Origin of the sequence: Zooshikella sp. RANM57, assembly GCF_050749885.1 — a bacterium.
In the GTDB taxonomy this organism is placed as follows: domain Bacteria; phylum Pseudomonadota; class Gammaproteobacteria; order Pseudomonadales; family Zooshikellaceae; genus Zooshikella.
In genome coordinates, this window is the sequence record NZ_JBOIUB010000010.1 from 95,522 (window position 1) to 112,899 (window position 17,378).

The window sequence follows — 17,378 nt, forward strand, 5'->3', positions numbered from 1 at the left end:
ATGTCATGATTGTCGTTAAAGTAACTGATCTTTTTATGGATTAATGTTTAAGTACAGATCTAGACCGTATGCACCAATGACGTTAATACATTATTAAGTTGTGGCATGTCATGAACAGTAATTCCTTCAATATCAGATTCACTCATTTGGCTTGCCATTTGAATGAGTAAATTAATATCGACGGAATGACTGTTATGATTTTTATCAATGATGTTTATGGATAAATCTGATGCGTCTTCAGTTTTATTTAAAATAAGTGCCTGATCAGAATTTGCTTTATTAATTAATGATAAATTACCCTCTTTATATAAAACTTTAAAATCATTCCAGTCCAGGTTTTCCCATTGCACAGTGAGTGTAGTATGTGATGACTGCTCTAAATAAATAATACTGGAGTGCTTATTCATGTTTACAGTGTTATTCCCTGCGCCAAGGTTGGCAATAAGTACGCCATCATGTTTACCTGTATAAAGCGTATCATCTCCATCACCCGTCCGTAGTTTAAACAACGACATTAATGGATAGGAAAGCTCAAATCTTTCTGAGGAAGACTGGTAAGCTTGTTTACCCACATCAATGGTATAACCATCATTAGTTTGAGCAGTTAAATCCAGTTCTGAAAGTTGGAATTTATGGTCTTCATTAAATGTACCGTACAAGATACCTTGGCCAGATTGTGTTGTTGACTGGAAAGCAAAGGTGAGTTTTTTATTGATATTCTGCTGGTAGCGATTCCCTAGGATAATTTCTGTACCTTGATAATTGAGATAATAACGACTTTCTTCAGCGCTATAGCGGTGAGAAAAACCATTAAATCCATTTTGGAAACTAATGGTATCGCGTTGATTATCTGTGTCATCACTGGTAATAACAACCATATTCTGATTGGCGCCAATCATATAAGTATCATGGCCATTTCCACCACTTAATTGTGCACCATCTGCACCCGATACAAGAATATCGTTGCCATCTTCACCAAACAGCTGATCAAAGCCGGCACCACCATCAATCAAGTTATCAAGGTTATTGCCTCTAAGGGTGTCATCTTCTTTAGAACCAATGACATTGGTAATGTTTGTAGAAAGTAAATTAAAGCGTTGTTGTACATCACCATTGAACAAGTGAGTGTAACCGTTATTCAAGTTAACTTTATAATGTCCCTCATCTGCAGCACGGGTAACCAAGGTATCAAAAATAACCTGACCATCAGTTTGAAGAGAGGGGATATATAAATGACCCGCTAAATCTCGGAATTGAATATGCTGGTACTGTTTACCTTTAAAGTAATTCGTCAGGGTAATGACATTGATACGTGTAGGTGCATTTTCCTGATAATGATCTAATACAGATTTAAAGCTTTCAGAGGTTAATAATTCCCAATGATCTTTGGTTGTTGCAAGCGCTGTCTTTATATGACTAAGAACAGTGTTAGTGAGAGATAATTCATCCGTGAGCTGTAGTATATCATTACCCGCTTGGTGACTTAAAAATAGTCTTTTCGCTAAACGCAGCGCATTTAACCAGCCTTGACTTACCGTGAGTTTAAGATCGTCATTTTCTTTATAGCCGCTTAAATCACCAAAGTTTGTAATTAACTGATCCGTTGCTAGCGATTTTGGGGTATGTTGATAAGCATATAACTTTGCTTCTTCATCGGAGGCTTCAGGGTGTTCGGCTAAATAATCCAATTTTACTCGGTAAAACTGTTCTCCGGCCTCTACTTTGTTATCGATTGTGTCGTGGTCAGTGTCTGTTTCCCAGTCATCAGCAGTAATTGTATAAGTGTCAGTGCCTTCACCACCACTTAAATAGTCGCTGCCTTGTCCTCCTACTAAATGATCATCGCCATATAAGCCACTAATGACATCATCACCCTCTGAGCCTTGTAAAAAATTACTTAAGCGGTTACCAATGATTTCATCATTACCTTCAGAGCCGATAACATTTTCAATATTTTCAATCAGGAAAAAGTCTTGTCGGCCATCACGAATTTGTACAGTTCCTTTATTGCCAAAGTGGCTATGGGGGTCAAGGCTAATTTCTAGACCTTTTTTCTTTCCTGTAAATGCATACATTGAACGGAATGAAATAGTATCAATGCCCGCACCACCATCAACAATGGAATAATCTGTACTGGTAAAACGTTGAAGCGCATTCGGGGAACGTATTTCAAACGTATCTGCTTTATTGCCCCCTTTGTATCGCCGTTGAAATGCACTGCGGTTGTGGTCAATCAGAAAAATGTTTCGGCGGTTTAAATCACCATTTGCCCAATCAAAGCCTTTACCTAATTGAATGAGAGTCACACCATCTTCTTCATTATATGTATCAAGTTTTTTAACTTGGGCTGCTTTAGGCTCTTGCCGAAATACCCAGCCAGAATCAACCTCTCCTGGATTATTTCGATGATATTCTCTTAACTCAGCAGGCGATAAATTATAGTAATCATAACCTTCGCTAATATTGGTTAGTTTACCGTAGGCAGTAAACACTTTAGGTGTACTATAAACCAGTTTATCCACACCAAGCTGGGCATACATTTCTAAACGTTTTTGTTGCATCTCATTCCATTGACGTTCACCAATATTGGTTGCAGCTTTATTGGCAATATGCTCAGGCACAGGAAAACCAAAAAAGACAGCGGCACCAGCTAGATCAAGATCAGAGCCAGTAATCCCCGCTTCTGCAAGTTGCTGTCTGACCCGAACAGTATTATAGATACTGGCAGCAATACCAATGGCTAAACCAATAGCTGCCCCAATAGGCCCAGCTGCTGCCGTAATTAATGAGGCAATACCAGTGGCAATAGAAACAATAACACCTGCCACGGCTAGCGAGCCATTAACTATATAATCAATACGTTCATCGGTATTTGTCGTAGTTGCCGCGGCATTAAAATTATCGACAGCAGACCAAATACCTAGGCCTGCTCCAGCGAAATTGGTGATAGCCCCCAATTTTGTGGCCACACTGGCAAGGCGTGTAGAAACAGCCTGAACTTTAGTGCTGTTAGCTAATACATCCAGTGTAATATCAAGATTATCAGTCAGTGTATCGGCTAGTGACTGTACAGCATGATAGGTATCGCCTTGGGCAAATGCGTCAACGGTTTGGTAAATATTCCCTGGTAGCCGTATGACGCTCATGGCGGTATTTACACCATTAATTTTGCTTGCGAGCTTATTGAGTTTTTGGTTAGGGACTGGGGTAGAACCAAATAAGCGTTGTTGACGATCATGCAATTCTGATACAGAAGCTAAAGAGCGATTTAATTTTTCATCTAATGATGACAGTAGAGGGAGCTGGTGATCTAACCAATTAATAGCCTCTGCCTGTTTGCGCAGTTTAACGATTTCAACGGAATTGGTATTTTGGGGCAATAGTGCAGGAGATGCTGTTAACCACTGATTTAGTCGCGCTAAAGCTGTATAACGCTGGTTTCCATCGAGTTGTTTCATCCAGCGTTGTGTTTGATCAGCGTTGAGTGTAAGTGATCCATCAATTGTTGACAGTGAAATTAAATTCTCTGTTGTTAACGTTACATTATTGAGTTTAGCACCTGCTAACCAAAGTTCTATACGACTGATGTGTTGTTCGCCCATAGGAAGCAAGCCAAGGTTTTTATCCGCTTGTGCTAATAGGTCCAGATCGGTGACATAAGGGCGGCTAATCTGGGTAATAAGCGTATCACTTATGGTTTGGTCTAATGTGGTGTGTGCAAGTGACCATGTTTGTTGTTTTAAGTCATATTGAGATGAAATATAGTCAACTGCTTTACGAATAGTATTGGTGGTAACGATTTCACTTGTGGTGACATTAAATAAGGTGACCGATTTATTTTTTATTAATAACGCTAAGTCGTTACCATCAACACGAAGTTTTAATACCCCTGCCTCAGTGAATGGTTCGAGTGCTTTTCGTAAACGTTTGGCTCCTTGCCCGTTATTTACAGCGTTAAAATAAAGAGAAGGCAACTGTTTTACGCGTTCAGTCAATCCACTTGCTTGAACATTCTCCTGATCTGGTTGCAGCCATTGTTGATAACCCAAAGCCAAAATATTTCGTGTATAACTGGTGGCAGCACTGAGACCTTTCTGTTTATAAACCAGCAAGAAGCTGTCTAATAAGTGCTGATCGTCAAGTGTTAACGCTTTGGTTAAAGCTCTTGTATCCGACAAATCTTGCTGTGGTAGTACAGCATTACTTTTTAATAGCTGATTGAATGAGTCTTTTATTTGATCAGGGAAGCTCGATAAGCGTTTTGCTAGCTTTTCTAGAAAGCTACGTTTGGGTTGAAAAGGAAGGTCTTGCCAATGGCTACGGTGAGCGTTCCACCAAGGAGTTATTTGCTCACTCATAAACTGATTAAAAACGTGTTTTGCTGTGTTAAATGCTTGTTCTGAGCTGTCTTCTCGATAAGCGTTCATAGCCGTATTAAACGCTTCTTGTAGCGTCTGGAAATAGGCTTTATCGGTATCGGCTGTTGAAATTAACTCTTGTAACCAATGTTGAGCTTCTAGAAATGCAGTAGTGTCAGCGTTGCCTAACTGTTTAAATAATTGACTAAATTCTGTTTTATGATCTTTAAAGTAGTCTTGCCACTCGCCTTCAGTTTCTTTGTTTCGATACCAACGATTGTATCGAGTAAGAACATAACTGAGGGTATCTGCTGTAGGCGACTCTTTTAAAACTTCGGTGTTGCTGTGAGCGATACCAATTTTTCCACCCACACTGGCACCACCACCAACGGGTACTTCACCATTTACACCTAAGTTGGCTGAATGGGTAAATAAATAGCGAGAAAACTGTTTATGATAGTGATTATCGCCATAATCATGTTGATAGCCGGCTTTAAAGTAGCGTAACTGTAAGGTAAATTTACCTGATGCAGAGGCATCTACATGATTATTAATGAGGTCAGATAGGGTGTTTTTTATTTGCTCAGAATCAACGGTGGCATCATATTGTCCTTTGATTTTTGACACCATGTTATCAATAAAGCCTGTGACATCACCGCTGGTGATACCTGCCTTAAAGCTAAGGTAAATATCAATATAATCACCGTGACGTAAACGGCTTGGGTGTATTCGGTTTCTGTGTAAAACGGTGGCTTCAAGTCCAAAATTACCCACAGAACCACTTAAACTAAAGCTTTTATCCGTGATGCTCAGTCTAATCAGCTGTTTAAAAGATGCGATATTTTCAAGCTTACTTTTAGAATATGTGATCGTAGGTTGCGTGATATTTTTGCTTATTGTATCTAATAGTGCTGTAGCTTGCTGAAACTGTTCAGGTGTTGTATTTGCATTCCAAATACGGTCTGCTAGTAGTGTGTAGGAAGCGTGTATTGCTTGAAGAAATTCATGTCTTCCTTGAACTCCCCACCGTGACTCAATCGCATGCTTTTCTCCACGAGAGGACTGATCACCCGCATCATATTTTTGAACAACAGTCATATAACGATCAAAATCACTATTAAGTGTTGCTAATGCGTGGGTAGATCGATCAACGATCGATTTGTTAGCACTGTCTTGATTTAGCAGTGTTTTTGCATAAGTGGTTAGAGATGCTGGCAATTCTTTTAAGCGTTGAGCATTTTCTGCAATAACCGTCCAAAAGTAAGCTGGCACAAACTCATAGATTTCAGTTCGGCGTAGTGTGACGTTAATACCTGCTGAAGCTGCAAGCGGTAATTCAGTACCGTTAATGCCAATGCTAGCAGAGCCAGTTGCACTGGCTGAGGTGGTGTTAACATAGCCGCTAAGGGTCTCAGGAATAACGGGTAAGGTAACATTGACTTTACTGTCAATACCAAGCTGTTCTGATAATAATGTATTAAGTTTATGTTGATTGTTGACGGCTGCTTGTAGCTGTTGATGATACTGCTTTAATTCTGACCCAATTGCACTATGTTGAGGCCCTGCAAAAACCTTGCTGATAATTTGCCAAGCAAGTTGTTTGGACGTTTTTGTAAGTGAGGTATCATCACGATTTAATGAGGCTAAATTACTAACCTCCATGTCCACATAGGTTTTGACATTATTATATTCTTTAAACGTGGTGTAAGCATGGCTACCGGTTAGATTGCCCCCCAGTTTTGCAGCTATAACTTTAATACCTGCTGTTAATCCTAAGCTAGCGGCTCGAGTTTTTGAGCGGAAAAATAAACCTTCATCATCTGAGTCTAATGTATCCGTATGACTGTAACCTATACTGCCATAAAGATTAGTAGCAACGATATTACCACCACCTTTCACTTCAATTTTCAAGGTGGTTGAGTTTGCGGCCCCAGGGTTGCCAATGCCTTTTAGTTTATTAAAGACATCAGTTTTGATTTCACTACGAGCCTGGTTTAACCAACTTGCAAAAAAATATTGGCCTAATAATGCGGTTAGGGTCTTTGTGTCAGACTTATTTAGTAGCTGGCTGGTTTTTTCCAGTTGAGATGACAAAAATGCGGTATCTGTTGTTGACAGGGTACTGTGTTCACCCTCTGTTGTAATGAGTGAATTTAACTTTAGCTGAACATTTTCTAAAAGAGAAATTGCCTGTGATATCTTTTTTGCATTTTTTTTATTATTTTGGCTGAGTGCAGTATCTTTAAGCGAATTTAGTTGGTTTGCAAGCTTATTAACAACGGCTAACGTTTCACTGGTTATTGGCTTTCCTTCCGTGGTGCATAATGATAAAACAGAACGTGAGTTCGATGGCGAATTATTATTAACTACTGATGACTCCATGAAATACACCACAAAAATTATAATAGATGGACGGTTTAAATCAGTAAATAAATGGTTTTAAAAATCGCACTTTACTTGGACTGTCTTTAATAGCTGGGCATACTAAAAGCCCAAGGTGCGATAATTTATAATTAGTTAATATTTTAATATGTCTATAATGAGGTCTTTCGTAAGGATGTACGTTTGCGCATAATTTACGTCTTAATAAATACAGAAATAAAATAACTAGCAATTCACCCAGAAAAAGCCTATTAAAGGGTTTTTTATCTATTTTTATTGTTACGCAAGGGGTACTGCGTTTAATGATGCTTTTTTGTAAACACCATAAATATTTTTTATTTTTATACACATATGGGGATCTGCCCGCTATGTGAGAGCAAAATATAACTTCTAATAAAAAGAGATCGTTGTCAATCTATTTTTACGTATTAGTACATATAAGGGGAGGGAAGGAAAGAATAATGAATGACTTATTAAAAAATATGAAAAAAAGTACCTTATGGTATTTTGATGAGCAGCAGGGGTAGACAAAGACTGGATAACACACGTTGAATTGGTTGCCGGCAGGAGTCGGCAACCTAGCCTATACTTAATTAGATGTATCTGATACTAACTCAGTATCTGTACATTGACGAAATTTTTTCATCAGTAAAGCGATATAACGCTGGTTATACTCTGTACCAAATTGAAAAGCCTGTTTAGCGTCATCAGTTGCTATATTGTATTGTTGAGCAAGGCTTGCGATTTCGCTCCATTGCTTAAGTTTGCTTTGTTGATAAAGGGTATGAAGTTGGTTGTTATGTTCTAAACATTGAGCGAGGGTATCTTGTGGTATTAACTCTGGGTTCACTTGGGACTTTTTAAGGCAACGAGAGTAATAAGACGCGATGAAACGAGAGTGCTCGTCTTTTTCTGGACTAACGTTGTAGTACTCATCGAGCAAGTCTTTCATCAAGTAATAGTCTGATAAATTATTACCCTGACTGGCAATTAATTCGTCTTCTGCATCAATCTTTGCTAATTGATATTGGTTGATTTTATTAATGAGCTCATAGGCAATACCACTGCTAATAAAGCATTGGTTAATGGAGGAGTCGGCGGCCAGTAAATCCTGCTCAGACACGGCGGGTTGCAAGTAGGGGATAGAGCCTGAGCAACCACTCAAAAGCATGACGTATCCAGTAAGTAGCAAGTATTTATTTATAATACGTGTTACATATAAAGGTGTATAGGCGTATTGCTTTATATCCATAATAAATTAGCTTGTGTCTATATCATGTATGTATCTTAACAATAGCTAATAAAGAAAAAAAAGGTAACCCTAATCTTGTTCTTTTGAGGCAATGATCAATGGATAAAGAGTTAATTTTCCGCAAAAGTGAAACGCACATCGACTGAGATGACTTTTGCGAGGTAAAAGGTAATTATAATGAAAATTGATAGAAGTCAGGGTGTTGATATACCTGCTGAAAAATCCCTCTCAGCCATGTTGTCAGACGTTCTCTCGCTTCTGAAATGATAGGATGAATAGGTTGATTATCTTCAGGGTTAAGTAGTGTGTTACAACGTTTAGCAAAGAGCCATAATGTTGCAGCAACAATGTCAGCCGCTAACTGGAAGCGGTTACGTTTAAACTGTTGATTGTAGTTTAAGTAATTGTCTGCAGTATGTAGACATTGGCTAAAAGAAGGCCAGTTGGGTTGTAAACAGGCTAAATCTATAGCGGGACTGCCTAGACTGACGTGTTCTAAGTCCATCCGATATACCTCACCAGCAGTACTGCAGCACCAGTTGTCAAGGCAGTTGTCACCTGTAATTAGCCAGCCAGGTGCAAAGAGATGTTGGAATTCATAATAGAAATTATCCAAAACATTACGTAAACAGCGCTGATCGGACGGTGGTGCCAGTTGTAAGAGTAGATAATTATCCTCTGGTTGCCAGTAGTGGTTTGCCAGTGAACCAAGATTGAGATTCATAAGGTTGGTTTGATGAAACTCGACTAAACGTTTAAAGAGTTCATTTTGGTTAATATCCTGATTAGCATTTTTGATAAACTCTAAAACAATTACTGTATTATTATTTGATTTGATACTGTGTATTAGACGAGGAAAGTTAATTTGAAAGGACTGAATTTGGTGTGGCAGGCTTATGTAACAATACAGCTCAACCTGAGAGGTTTTCTTAACAATTAATTGACGATTGCCAGTACTAATTAGAGAAACTTTATGGCTAAGTGACTGGCAATTATCAATTGGTCCTATGTCTTCAGCCAACTGCGTAAACAAGTTATCCATGAGGTTCACTATTATCTGTTTAAATCACTCCCTTAAATTTATGTTATCAGAAAATATTGGTGAAATTAACAATTTTTTTAGCAAGACAGTCTAACAGCTATGATTACTGTGAAGGTATCCTTGATTTTAAATACAGTGTTATAAGTAGTTTGGCGACACTCTCCTGAAGAAGGAGGCGAGATTCCCCCCCCTTCATTTTGCTGCACCCGCATTATTTACAATATTCAGCACCGTTAAAAGTATAAGTGGATGGCCCAGACATAGACTCTTCTACAGCCGATGGAATACCGTTTTTATCCCATTGTGTAACAACGGTATTACTTTCGCCGGCATATTGCTGAGTAAATTGATAATAGCCTCCTGATTTTAGTCTATTGCAAACGGCTGCATTCATAGCATTTAAAATTAAGCCATTATCGGTTTGGGCTTCCCACATAAATAAACCCGCCAAATTATATTCTTTAACGAGTTCGCCTTTAGCAATAACACTTCTAGGAGAGTCGAATGTTTCAACTTTTGCGAATTGATAAGTGGAATCATTCATATTATGTGGTTTCCAGATATACGCTGATTCAGCCTGGGTATCATAGTACAAGTAACTGTTACCCGCTTTCATATAATGGTCATAAATATCACGAAAATCGCTTACACCAAACTGAAAGGTTCCTGCTGCTCCCAAGCCAGAACCACGACTGTTGCGCCAATGCTGCGCTTGTCCATGCCAGAAAAACTTGCCGAATGATTTACGGTTTTTTAAATATTCCCAGCCACGACTGTAACTGGCTACACCAATAACCAGTTTATTTGTCGGGAAATCTGGATACAATGTACGAACTGTCTCGATAGCACCTCGGGTACTGAAGCCACGAGCAACTTCACTATTGGTTCGAGTGTTTCCATTGAAGAGAATAGGATTACCTAGTTCATCCGTGGCGATACCTGATAAACTGTTGTAAGTACCCATCACGGGTTTAGCATTGACTGCTGCATGATGACTTGGGTCTTTAGCCCAGGCGCCGTATAAGTCGTATGTCATCAGGTTAATGAAAGTAAATTCATCCCGTAATGCATTTAAGTCTACCGCAGCAAGTTTTGCTGGAGAGGCGGATAGTGCCGCTGATAACTCAAACTTGGTTCCAAACTCAGCGGTTAACCGTGCTCTTAATAATTTAATTAAAGCGGTTAAGTTGTCTCGGTCTTGCATATAACCTTTCGTTAAATTGGGGCTGAGTCCACTTCCTCCTGGGAACTCCCAATCGATATCAACACCATCAAAAACATTATCATGACGTGCCATAAAAGCTACAACCGAGTCGACAAATGTTTGTCGCCATGTTGGATTGCTGACCATATCGTAAAAGGGATCACTGAGCGTCCAGCCACCAATGGACAACATGGCTTTTAAGTGAGGGTAACGTTGTTTTATTTTTTTTATTGCGGCGACTGAATGCGGAACGGCAATATAGTCGTATTCTGAAACTTCAAAGTCATTATTGCGTTCGACGACACCAAGCTTAACCAAGTCTCCACGTTCATTATTATTGACATCTGGCGCTAATCCTTTTCCGCAGCTGGCTCGCATGACTTTCCAACTACGACTTTCGCCGCCGTCTGGACTAAACTCTCGATTTAATCCATCATTTTTTGTAGCGTTAGGACGATCGTAGTCGCAAATTGCAGCAAATGAGTAAAATAAATGCGTTATATTATTTGCGGCGATAAGTTCTGCAGGAAATGCACGTTCCCACACACCCCATTCGCCCATGTATAAGCCAACAATTTTACCGCTGGAAGTTACATTAAAAGGGCGATGATATTCTTTATTGGCTTCCCAGTTAGTATCACTGTCAGTTGCTTTATGTTGTTTTTGATATTGAATTTCATTTTTCCAATCAACCCCTGTACGTTTAGCAACATAAATATTGTAATCAGATGGTCTAAACCCTGCAAAATTTCGATCGGGATCGTTATTATCCCACACCCAATCATAAAATAATTTTAGGTGAACACGTTCGCCCGTATATTTACTGGAAATAAGATTCCAGGGGGCGGATATTTGTTGGGATGATATATTACCCGATTCCTGTTGTGATATTTCGACTGCATAGCTCTTGGTAGGTAATATACAAAGACTCATCAATACCGTACTGACTGAGGTTATACGTTTACTCGTAAAAATAGCGCTTATTAATGATGCCATGACTGACTCCATTCAGTTTGATGACACTAAGATGAATACTTTCTTTTTGATGCGAAATTAATTGGTACACTTTCAAAACATAAATTTAAATGCGAATAAACTGACTCGCTATTTTTTTATTATGCTTTTTTGGAATAGGGGCTTTCGTTCCAGAAAGAAATTAAGTGAAATCGTGAAAAATAAAAGGATATGAGTTGCGTAATTCGGCTGGTTACAGAAATGGAAACATAATACCCAGCGAATAGAGTCAGGCGAAACTATACGTATACTGTTAATGCTATTAATAGTTTTTAACATCCCAATCAGGCTAACCATTATTTTGATAGGATACTGTTTACATTGAGGCCCTTATTGATATAAGAAAAAAAATAAGAATCAAGTGCATTTTCTTTTGCACAATAGTTTTAGCTTATAACCAATTGCTTAACAAAAGTGCAATGGTTACAATTTGCTAAGAATTCAGGGTAATATGAGTCACCAGGGCTGAATGTATACAGTGTCTGGCCGGCAGTCAGCCTTTGGCATCATGGATATTTTGCTGGAGATGGAATACAGACGCTGTAAGAAGTCATACATTTCCAATAATAAAGAGACCAATGCTATGCACGTAGTAAAACGCTGGTTTAGTTGTACAATAAGTGCGCTGACATTACTGGTTACCTCCTTTTCAGCTAACGCAGTTGATTCGTACGTACTTCCTATAGTGCCTGCTCGGCTGGAAGATGTTAAAGAGCTGTTGACACAAGCACTGGAAATAACAAAAGAAAGTCATGGCGATTATGAACTTAGTAGTACTCGAGCGAGGTTAACCGAAGATAGAATGCTGGTTGAAATTGAGAAGGACCGGCTAATCAATATCACCTGGAGTTCAACCAGTCAACAGAGAGAAGAGCAGTTATACCCCATTCGCATACCTCTTCGTAAAGGGTTACTTGGTTATAGGTTGAGCTTAGCCAACCCTGAAGGGCAGTTAAAAGCTCAGCAGGTGCAAACATTAGCAGATTTACAGCAGTTAAAAATTGGTCAAGGTCAGGACTGGGGGGATGTGAAAGTTTACCAGGCTAATGGTATCGATCCTTATAAAGTATTTAAATTTGAGTTACTCTTTCCTCAGCTAGCCAAAAAACGGTTTGATTTATTACCTCTGGGCGTAAATGAAGCTCATGGTATTCTGGAGCGTCGAAAAGATAAGTATCCTAACTTGTCTGTTGAAAAAGAGTTGGTATTGTATTATCCATGGCCTTACTACTTTTTTATGTCGAAGAAAAATGCCAAGCTGGCGAATCGGGTTGAAATTGGGCTTAATAAATTAATCGCGAATGGAACCTTTGATAAAATATTTTATAAGTATCATCGAGATAAAATTTTACGCGCTAATCTTAATAAACGTCGCTTGATTAGACTGGATAACCCAGAACTACCAGCGAAAACCCCACTCTCAAATCGATCATTATGGTTTGAACCGAGTGATATTTTAACTAAGATGCTTTAAGTTCTTTTTGACGCTATTTCAGACTATTTCGGAGGTGATTAGCTAGTTTTTCATTTTATGCCATTAATGTAATAAACGTTAAAAACGAAAGGTATACCTTGAAAAGAAAGCTCTCAGAGGCTTATATTAAGCGTACAATTTAATGCATTCGTTTCTTCTGAAGGATATGGTTTAGCTAGGGCCTGTTAACAGGCCCTAGTAATGAGAAGCACCTTTAAGAATAATGGTAGCTTATTAATAATGGTTGATTAGGTATGCGCTGATGGCTATGCGAATCAAGGGTTCTGTTGGTAATACACCCATTGACTTGACAATAACGTGTGATGAAGACGTGCTTAATATGGCATCTGAACTCCTTGATGTTTGGAGCAGACAAAACAAAGCTGCCACTCCTTGTGAAAGTGAATTAGAAAATACAGTACCTACATCAACTCATAGTAAGACTACTCGTCATAAGCCCTCCCTTTTACAGCAAGCATTAGACTATATTGAAAAGGAAAAGCAGGTAACGAATTATCAGTTGGTTGATTTTTTATCTGGATTGGAGGGGAACGAGCAGTCAGTTAAACAGACCATCATGAGGTTAAAACACCACAGTAATATCCAGTTAACCACTGAGTCTACACATGCTCGCACTGATCATTTGGTTTTTCATTGGGATAATACTACTACTGAAACTTAAGATTAGGACAGTAGCCTGCGTGGCTGTTATAAAAAGTTTCCGATAAAACATGAAGTCTTATTGAGCTAACCCTTCACTCCTAGCGCATCTTCCTATATTCTCCAGAGAAATAATTAAAATATTATTGTTTTATTTTTATATAAAAAATAGGGACATAAACATGAATAATAATAAGAATGCTGTAGAACGACTTGCAAACGCTAAACATGAATTTGGTGAACATGGTGGCGTTAACATGTCAATTGAAGCCAGTTCTACCTTTACTGTGATGGAAGCTAATACACTGCCTGAAATCTTTCAAGGTCAAAAAGGGCCTCAACAGGGTGGATGTTATTTGTATGGGCGTCATTTTAACCCAACAGTCTATAATCTAGCGAGACAACTGGCATGTATAGAAGGTAGTGAGTCAGCCTATTGTACGGCCAGTGGTATGGCGGCAATATCGAGTACTTTACTCCAGCTGTTGTGTCCTGGTGATGAGATTATTGCTTCTCATACGATCTATGGAGGGACTTACGCACTTTTACATGATTACTTTCCTCTCAAGAATAATATACATACACATTTTGTCGATATTCATCAGCACTCGCTAATTGAGCAAAAAATTACGGCAAAAACCAAGGTTATTTATGTTGAGTCGATAGCAAACCCTACGCTACGTGTCGCAGATATTAGATCATTAGCTACACTCGCTAAAAAGCATCAATTAACTCTTGTGGTTGATAATACCTTTTCTCCCCTCATTATTGAGCCGATTGCCCTGGGCGCGGATATTGTCATACATAGTTTAACTAAGTTTATTAACGGGGCTTCTGATACGGTAGCTGGGGTAGTTTGTGCATCGACTGACTTTGTCAGCCAGTTAATGGATTTGCACACAGGGTCTTTAATGCTGCTTGGACCAACCATGGATCCAGACGTTGCTTTTCGTATTAGTGCACGATTAGCGCACTTACCATTGCGTATTCAAGCCCATAGTCAAAGAGCAATGTATATAGCACAGCAGCTACATGAAATGGGGTTACCCGTGACTTATCCTGGTTTGTCTAATCACCCAGATTATCGGCTATTAAAAAGCAGTGGAAATGTGGATGAATATGGTTTTGGAGGGCTATTTACGTTAGACCTTGGTTCAGAAAAAAAAGCCAATGCATTAATGAATATTTTGCAAAATGAACAGCATTTTGGGCTTATGGCGGTTAGCCTGGGCTATAGTGATACATTGATGTCCTGTTCTGGCAGTTCAACATCGAGTGAAATGACTGAAGAAGATAAACAACTTGCTCATATTTCATCAGGCTTAGTACGATTTTCAATGGGGTATACTGGCAGTTTAACGCAGCGCTGGGATCAATTAAAAACAGCACTGGCTGCCTGCCAGATTATCTAATGTTAATTCTGACATGTCATTCTTAATCTATAGGTTGTCGCTGTAAAGCGACAACCTGCAAGAGCAAGTCATGAATAATTATTAGGATTTTATGAAGTCATTTACGGTTTCAATAAACTTAGTAGGTTCTTCAAAATGGGGGTAATGGCCTGATTTAGAAAAGACACAAGCCGTGTAATTGTCGTGATGTTCCGGTTGAAATAGATCTCCTGCCATGAGAAAGTCGTTGCTGCCCATAATATGTAATACCTGCTGTGTTAATTTGGCAATATCATAGTATGGCGTACTGCTACTATCCTGGTGAATATTGCTGACAACCGCTTTAAAGATATCATCATTGTCGGTGAGCGTGCACTGTGCTTTTATCGCTTCAAATGATTCCATGGCTGCAAAATTAGACCAATTAAATAAGCTTCTGATAGCCCTGTTTTTAAGGGCATCTTTAAATTTTTGTTTGACCTCCCATAAACTTGTAGGGTCGTTTACGTCAAACTGAGTGGAGGCCATAATGTCTTTATAATCCTCTTTTTGAAAAAGTTTCATGAGGATCATATCCATCATAAAGTTTCTTTTGGCTGGAATATCGGCTCGTAATGAACGTCCTAAAAGAATTATTTTTTTGTTAATTTCAGGCTTATTTAATAAAGCATCATACACAAGCTTTGCACCATAACTATGGGCAGCAATAGCAGAGATATTGATACCACTATCTGCAAATGTTTCCAGCATTAATAAAAAATCATCAATATTAGCGGCATGACTGTACATGTCATGTGGCTTGGACTGTCCACAACCGCGTTGGTCGTAGGATACCCAGCCAAAGTGTTGCGTGAAATGTGGGTGTTGGCTCACCCAGTGTTTAAAGTAGTGAGAGTGGCTTCCTGGTCCACCATGCACAAATAAAATAGATTGCTTATGTTGTTTGGGGTTAATTGTCCACGAGTGTAGCATGTGTTGCATAGTATGTTACTTCCTGTAATTGTACGGCGATTTATGCCTTTTGCGAGCAGTATAACAAGCTTGGGAATGAAAGTTAAAATCAGGTATTCTGCTTGGAATCGGTATACCTCGTAGAAACAAAGTTTTCATTATAAATAAGCTTAATGACGGGCTGGCTTTAATTGATCGAGACGTAATCGTTGACGTTTATCAAACAGTTGTCGTGCGGTAAAAAATGTTGTAATAAAGCTTCCCAATCCAGTGGCTATGGTAATTAAGATTAAAATGGCAATTTGGTAACGTATTGCTTGTGATGGATCTGTGCCGGCAAGAATTTGTCCTGTCATCATACCAGGTAAACTGATGATACCAGCGGCAGCCATCGAATTAATGGCGGGGATCATGGCATTGTGTTGTGCTTGTCGACGAAGGAAAGCTGTTGCTTGTAACCAAGTAGCACCTTGCATCAACTGTCCTTCAATGCGATCTTGAGCATCATGTGCTGTAACTGTCATGTACTCCCTCGCTAATGATACGCCATTTAGACTGTTACCTAGCAGCATACCTAGCAATGGAATAAAGTACTGTGGGTGATACCAGGGGGTTGCTTGGATAAAAGCCAAAAGCATCAGAAACAACATGCTCGTTGTTGAGATAAATAAAGCGACAGTACTAATCCAGATATTCCAACGTGTTACCCAAGCGTAGGTTTGTCGAGCATTTGCTTCACGCCCTGCCGCGAGTATCATCAGTAGTGAAATTCCTAGAACCCAACTGAGCTGAACATGGCTGAACAGCCACGTTAGAACCAGGCCAATAATGCTGAGTTGTAGTAACATCCGTACCATACTGATAAAGAGCTGTCGTGTAAGACCAGGGGCTAGGTTTCGTTGAAATAAAGCAAGCACACTGAGCAGTAGTATACAAAGTGCTAAATCTGCGTAGCTGAGTTCAATCATCTTCACTTAAGCAACCTCCATGTAAAGTGAAGTTTTTGGCTCGGTTAACCAACCAGGGGGATGGATGATGGGCAACCCAGATAATACTGCGATCTGTTTGTTGTAAAAAGTGGTCAAATAAAAACTGTTCCAGGTGTGATTGACTAACAGGATCGAGATTAGCAGTGGGTTCGTCCAGCAATAAGACATAAGGATTATGTTGAAGTGCTCTTAAAATAGCTAATCGTTGTTTTTCTCCTGTAGAAAGCGTATGTATAGGCTGCTGTATGATTGAATGAGATAATCCTAATTGTGTGAGCCAGTTATCAATATTGCAGGAGAAGTGATCTCTGGCCGTTGGATGCCACCAGCTTGGCATCGCGGGTACTAATGTTACATAGCGACGCCATTGCGATGGCTCAATGTCAGTTTGTTTTTGGTTCTGTAATAATACTTCTCCTTGTGCAGGGATTAAGTCTGCCAGTGCTTTTAAAAGCAGGCTTTTTCCTGTTCCTGAAGCACCTTGAATACACATACATACCTGGGCGAAAAGGTTGAAGCTGATCTGTTGTATTGTGTGTACAGATAAATGTTTGACCTGCAGTAAGGGCGTAAAATTATTCATGCTTAGTTTGGGATTTAAACAGCCGTTAACTTGGTTTTCACGAATATAAACCATTTGCTGTAGGTGTACGAAGACTTA

General features: G+C 39.2%; 10 protein-coding genes. 3 read left to right on the forward strand and 7 right to left on the reverse strand.

Annotated features, from left to right (window positions below):
- Positions 1 to 59 precede the first annotated feature (59 nt).
- From ACQ96U_RS19540 to ACQ96U_RS19555, 4 genes are all read right to left on the reverse strand, one after another.
- Positions 60 to 6,740, reverse strand: coding sequence for a hypothetical protein (locus ACQ96U_RS19540; RefSeq protein WP_431722949.1), 6,681 nt, complete (start codon positions 6,738 to 6,740; stop codon positions 60 to 62).
- 589 nt (positions 6,741 to 7,329) lie between these two features.
- On the reverse strand, positions 7,330 to 7,992 hold the full coding sequence (locus ACQ96U_RS19545) for a hypothetical protein (RefSeq protein WP_431722950.1): 663 nt from the start codon (positions 7,990 to 7,992) through the stop codon (positions 7,330 to 7,332).
- A 172-nt stretch (positions 7,993 to 8,164) separates the two neighbouring features.
- The gene (locus ACQ96U_RS19550) at positions 8,165 to 9,034 is read right to left on the reverse strand and encodes a hypothetical protein (protein ID WP_431722951.1); all 870 of its coding nucleotides are present in this window, start codon (positions 9,032 to 9,034) and stop codon (positions 8,165 to 8,167) included.
- Between the two features lie 211 nt (positions 9,035 to 9,245).
- Positions 9,246 to 11,234: a glycoside hydrolase family 18 protein gene (locus tag ACQ96U_RS19555; RefSeq protein ID WP_431722952.1), complete on the reverse strand. Its 1,989-nt coding sequence runs from the start codon at positions 11,232 to 11,234 to the stop codon at positions 9,246 to 9,248.
- Positions 11,235 to 11,721: 487 nt separating this feature from the next.
- Between ACQ96U_RS19555 and ACQ96U_RS19560 the strand changes: the two genes are divergently transcribed.
- The 3 genes from ACQ96U_RS19560 to ACQ96U_RS19570 all read left to right on the forward strand — a co-directional run bounded on the left by ACQ96U_RS19560 (position 11,722) and on the right by ACQ96U_RS19570 (position 14,798).
- Positions 11,722 to 12,726, forward strand: coding sequence for an amino acid ABC transporter substrate-binding protein (locus ACQ96U_RS19560; RefSeq protein ID WP_431722953.1), 1,005 nt, complete (start codon positions 11,722 to 11,724; stop codon positions 12,724 to 12,726).
- Positions 12,727 to 12,988: 262 nt separating this feature from the next.
- The gene (locus ACQ96U_RS19565) at positions 12,989 to 13,408 is read left to right on the forward strand and encodes a hypothetical protein (protein WP_431722954.1); all 420 of its coding nucleotides are present in this window, start codon (positions 12,989 to 12,991) and stop codon (positions 13,406 to 13,408) included.
- Positions 13,409 to 13,568: 160 nt separating this feature from the next.
- A complete protein-coding gene (locus tag ACQ96U_RS19570; protein WP_431722955.1) occupies positions 13,569 to 14,798 on the forward strand; it encodes an aminotransferase class I/II-fold pyridoxal phosphate-dependent enzyme in 1,230 nt (409 codons plus the stop codon).
- An 81-nt stretch (positions 14,799 to 14,879) separates the two neighbouring features.
- Here the strand turns inward: ACQ96U_RS19570 and ACQ96U_RS19575 are convergent, their stop codons facing one another.
- The 3 genes from ACQ96U_RS19575 to ACQ96U_RS19585 all read right to left on the reverse strand — a co-directional run bounded on the left by ACQ96U_RS19575 (position 14,880) and on the right by ACQ96U_RS19585 (position 17,354).
- Positions 14,880 to 15,758, reverse strand: a complete 879-nt coding sequence (locus ACQ96U_RS19575; RefSeq protein WP_431722956.1) for an alpha/beta fold hydrolase — start codon at positions 15,756 to 15,758, stop codon at positions 14,880 to 14,882.
- A gap of 140 nt (positions 15,759 to 15,898) precedes the next feature.
- Positions 15,899 to 16,696 (reverse strand): ABC transporter permease, encoded by a 798-nt coding sequence (locus ACQ96U_RS19580; protein ID WP_431723041.1) that lies wholly within the window; start codon positions 16,694 to 16,696, stop codon positions 15,899 to 15,901.
- The gene (locus tag ACQ96U_RS19585; RefSeq protein ID WP_431722957.1) at positions 16,689 to 17,354 is read right to left on the reverse strand and encodes an ABC transporter ATP-binding protein; all 666 of its coding nucleotides are present in this window, start codon (positions 17,352 to 17,354) and stop codon (positions 16,689 to 16,691) included. Before ACQ96U_RS19585 ends, ACQ96U_RS19580 begins: the two co-directional genes overlap by 8 nt.
- Between the last annotated feature and the right edge of the window lie 24 nt (positions 17,355 to 17,378).

What these genes read in the sequence shown, in the direction of transcription:
- ACQ96U_RS19540 (WP_431722949.1), bottom strand. Translation starts at nt 6,740, where the DNA reads ATGGAGTCATCAGTAGTTAATAATAATTCGCCATCGAACTCACGTTCT.
- ACQ96U_RS19545 (WP_431722950.1), bottom strand. Translation starts at nt 7,992, where the DNA reads ATGGATATAAAGCAATACGCCTATACACCTTTATATGTAACACGTATT.
- ACQ96U_RS19550 (WP_431722951.1), bottom strand. Translation starts at nt 9,034, where the DNA reads ATGGATAACTTGTTTACGCAGTTGGCTGAAGACATAGGACCAATTGAT.
- ACQ96U_RS19555 (WP_431722952.1), bottom strand. Translation starts at nt 11,234, where the DNA reads ATGGCATCATTAATAAGCGCTATTTTTACGAGTAAACGTATAACCTCA.
- ACQ96U_RS19560 (WP_431722953.1), top strand. Translation starts at nt 11,722, where the DNA reads ATGTATACAGTGTCTGGCCGGCAGTCAGCCTTTGGCATCATGGATATT.
- ACQ96U_RS19565 (WP_431722954.1), top strand. Translation starts at nt 12,989, where the DNA reads ATGGCTATGCGAATCAAGGGTTCTGTTGGTAATACACCCATTGACTTG.
- ACQ96U_RS19570 (WP_431722955.1), top strand. Translation starts at nt 13,569, where the DNA reads ATGAATAATAATAAGAATGCTGTAGAACGACTTGCAAACGCTAAACAT.
- ACQ96U_RS19575 (WP_431722956.1), bottom strand. Translation starts at nt 15,758, where the DNA reads ATGCAACACATGCTACACTCGTGGACAATTAACCCCAAACAACATAAG.
- ACQ96U_RS19580 (WP_431723041.1), bottom strand. Translation starts at nt 16,696, where the DNA reads ATGATTGAACTCAGCTACGCAGATTTAGCACTTTGTATACTACTGCTC.
- ACQ96U_RS19585 (WP_431722957.1), bottom strand. Translation starts at nt 17,354, where the DNA reads ATGGTTTATATTCGTGAAAACCAAGTTAACGGCTGTTTAAATCCCAAA.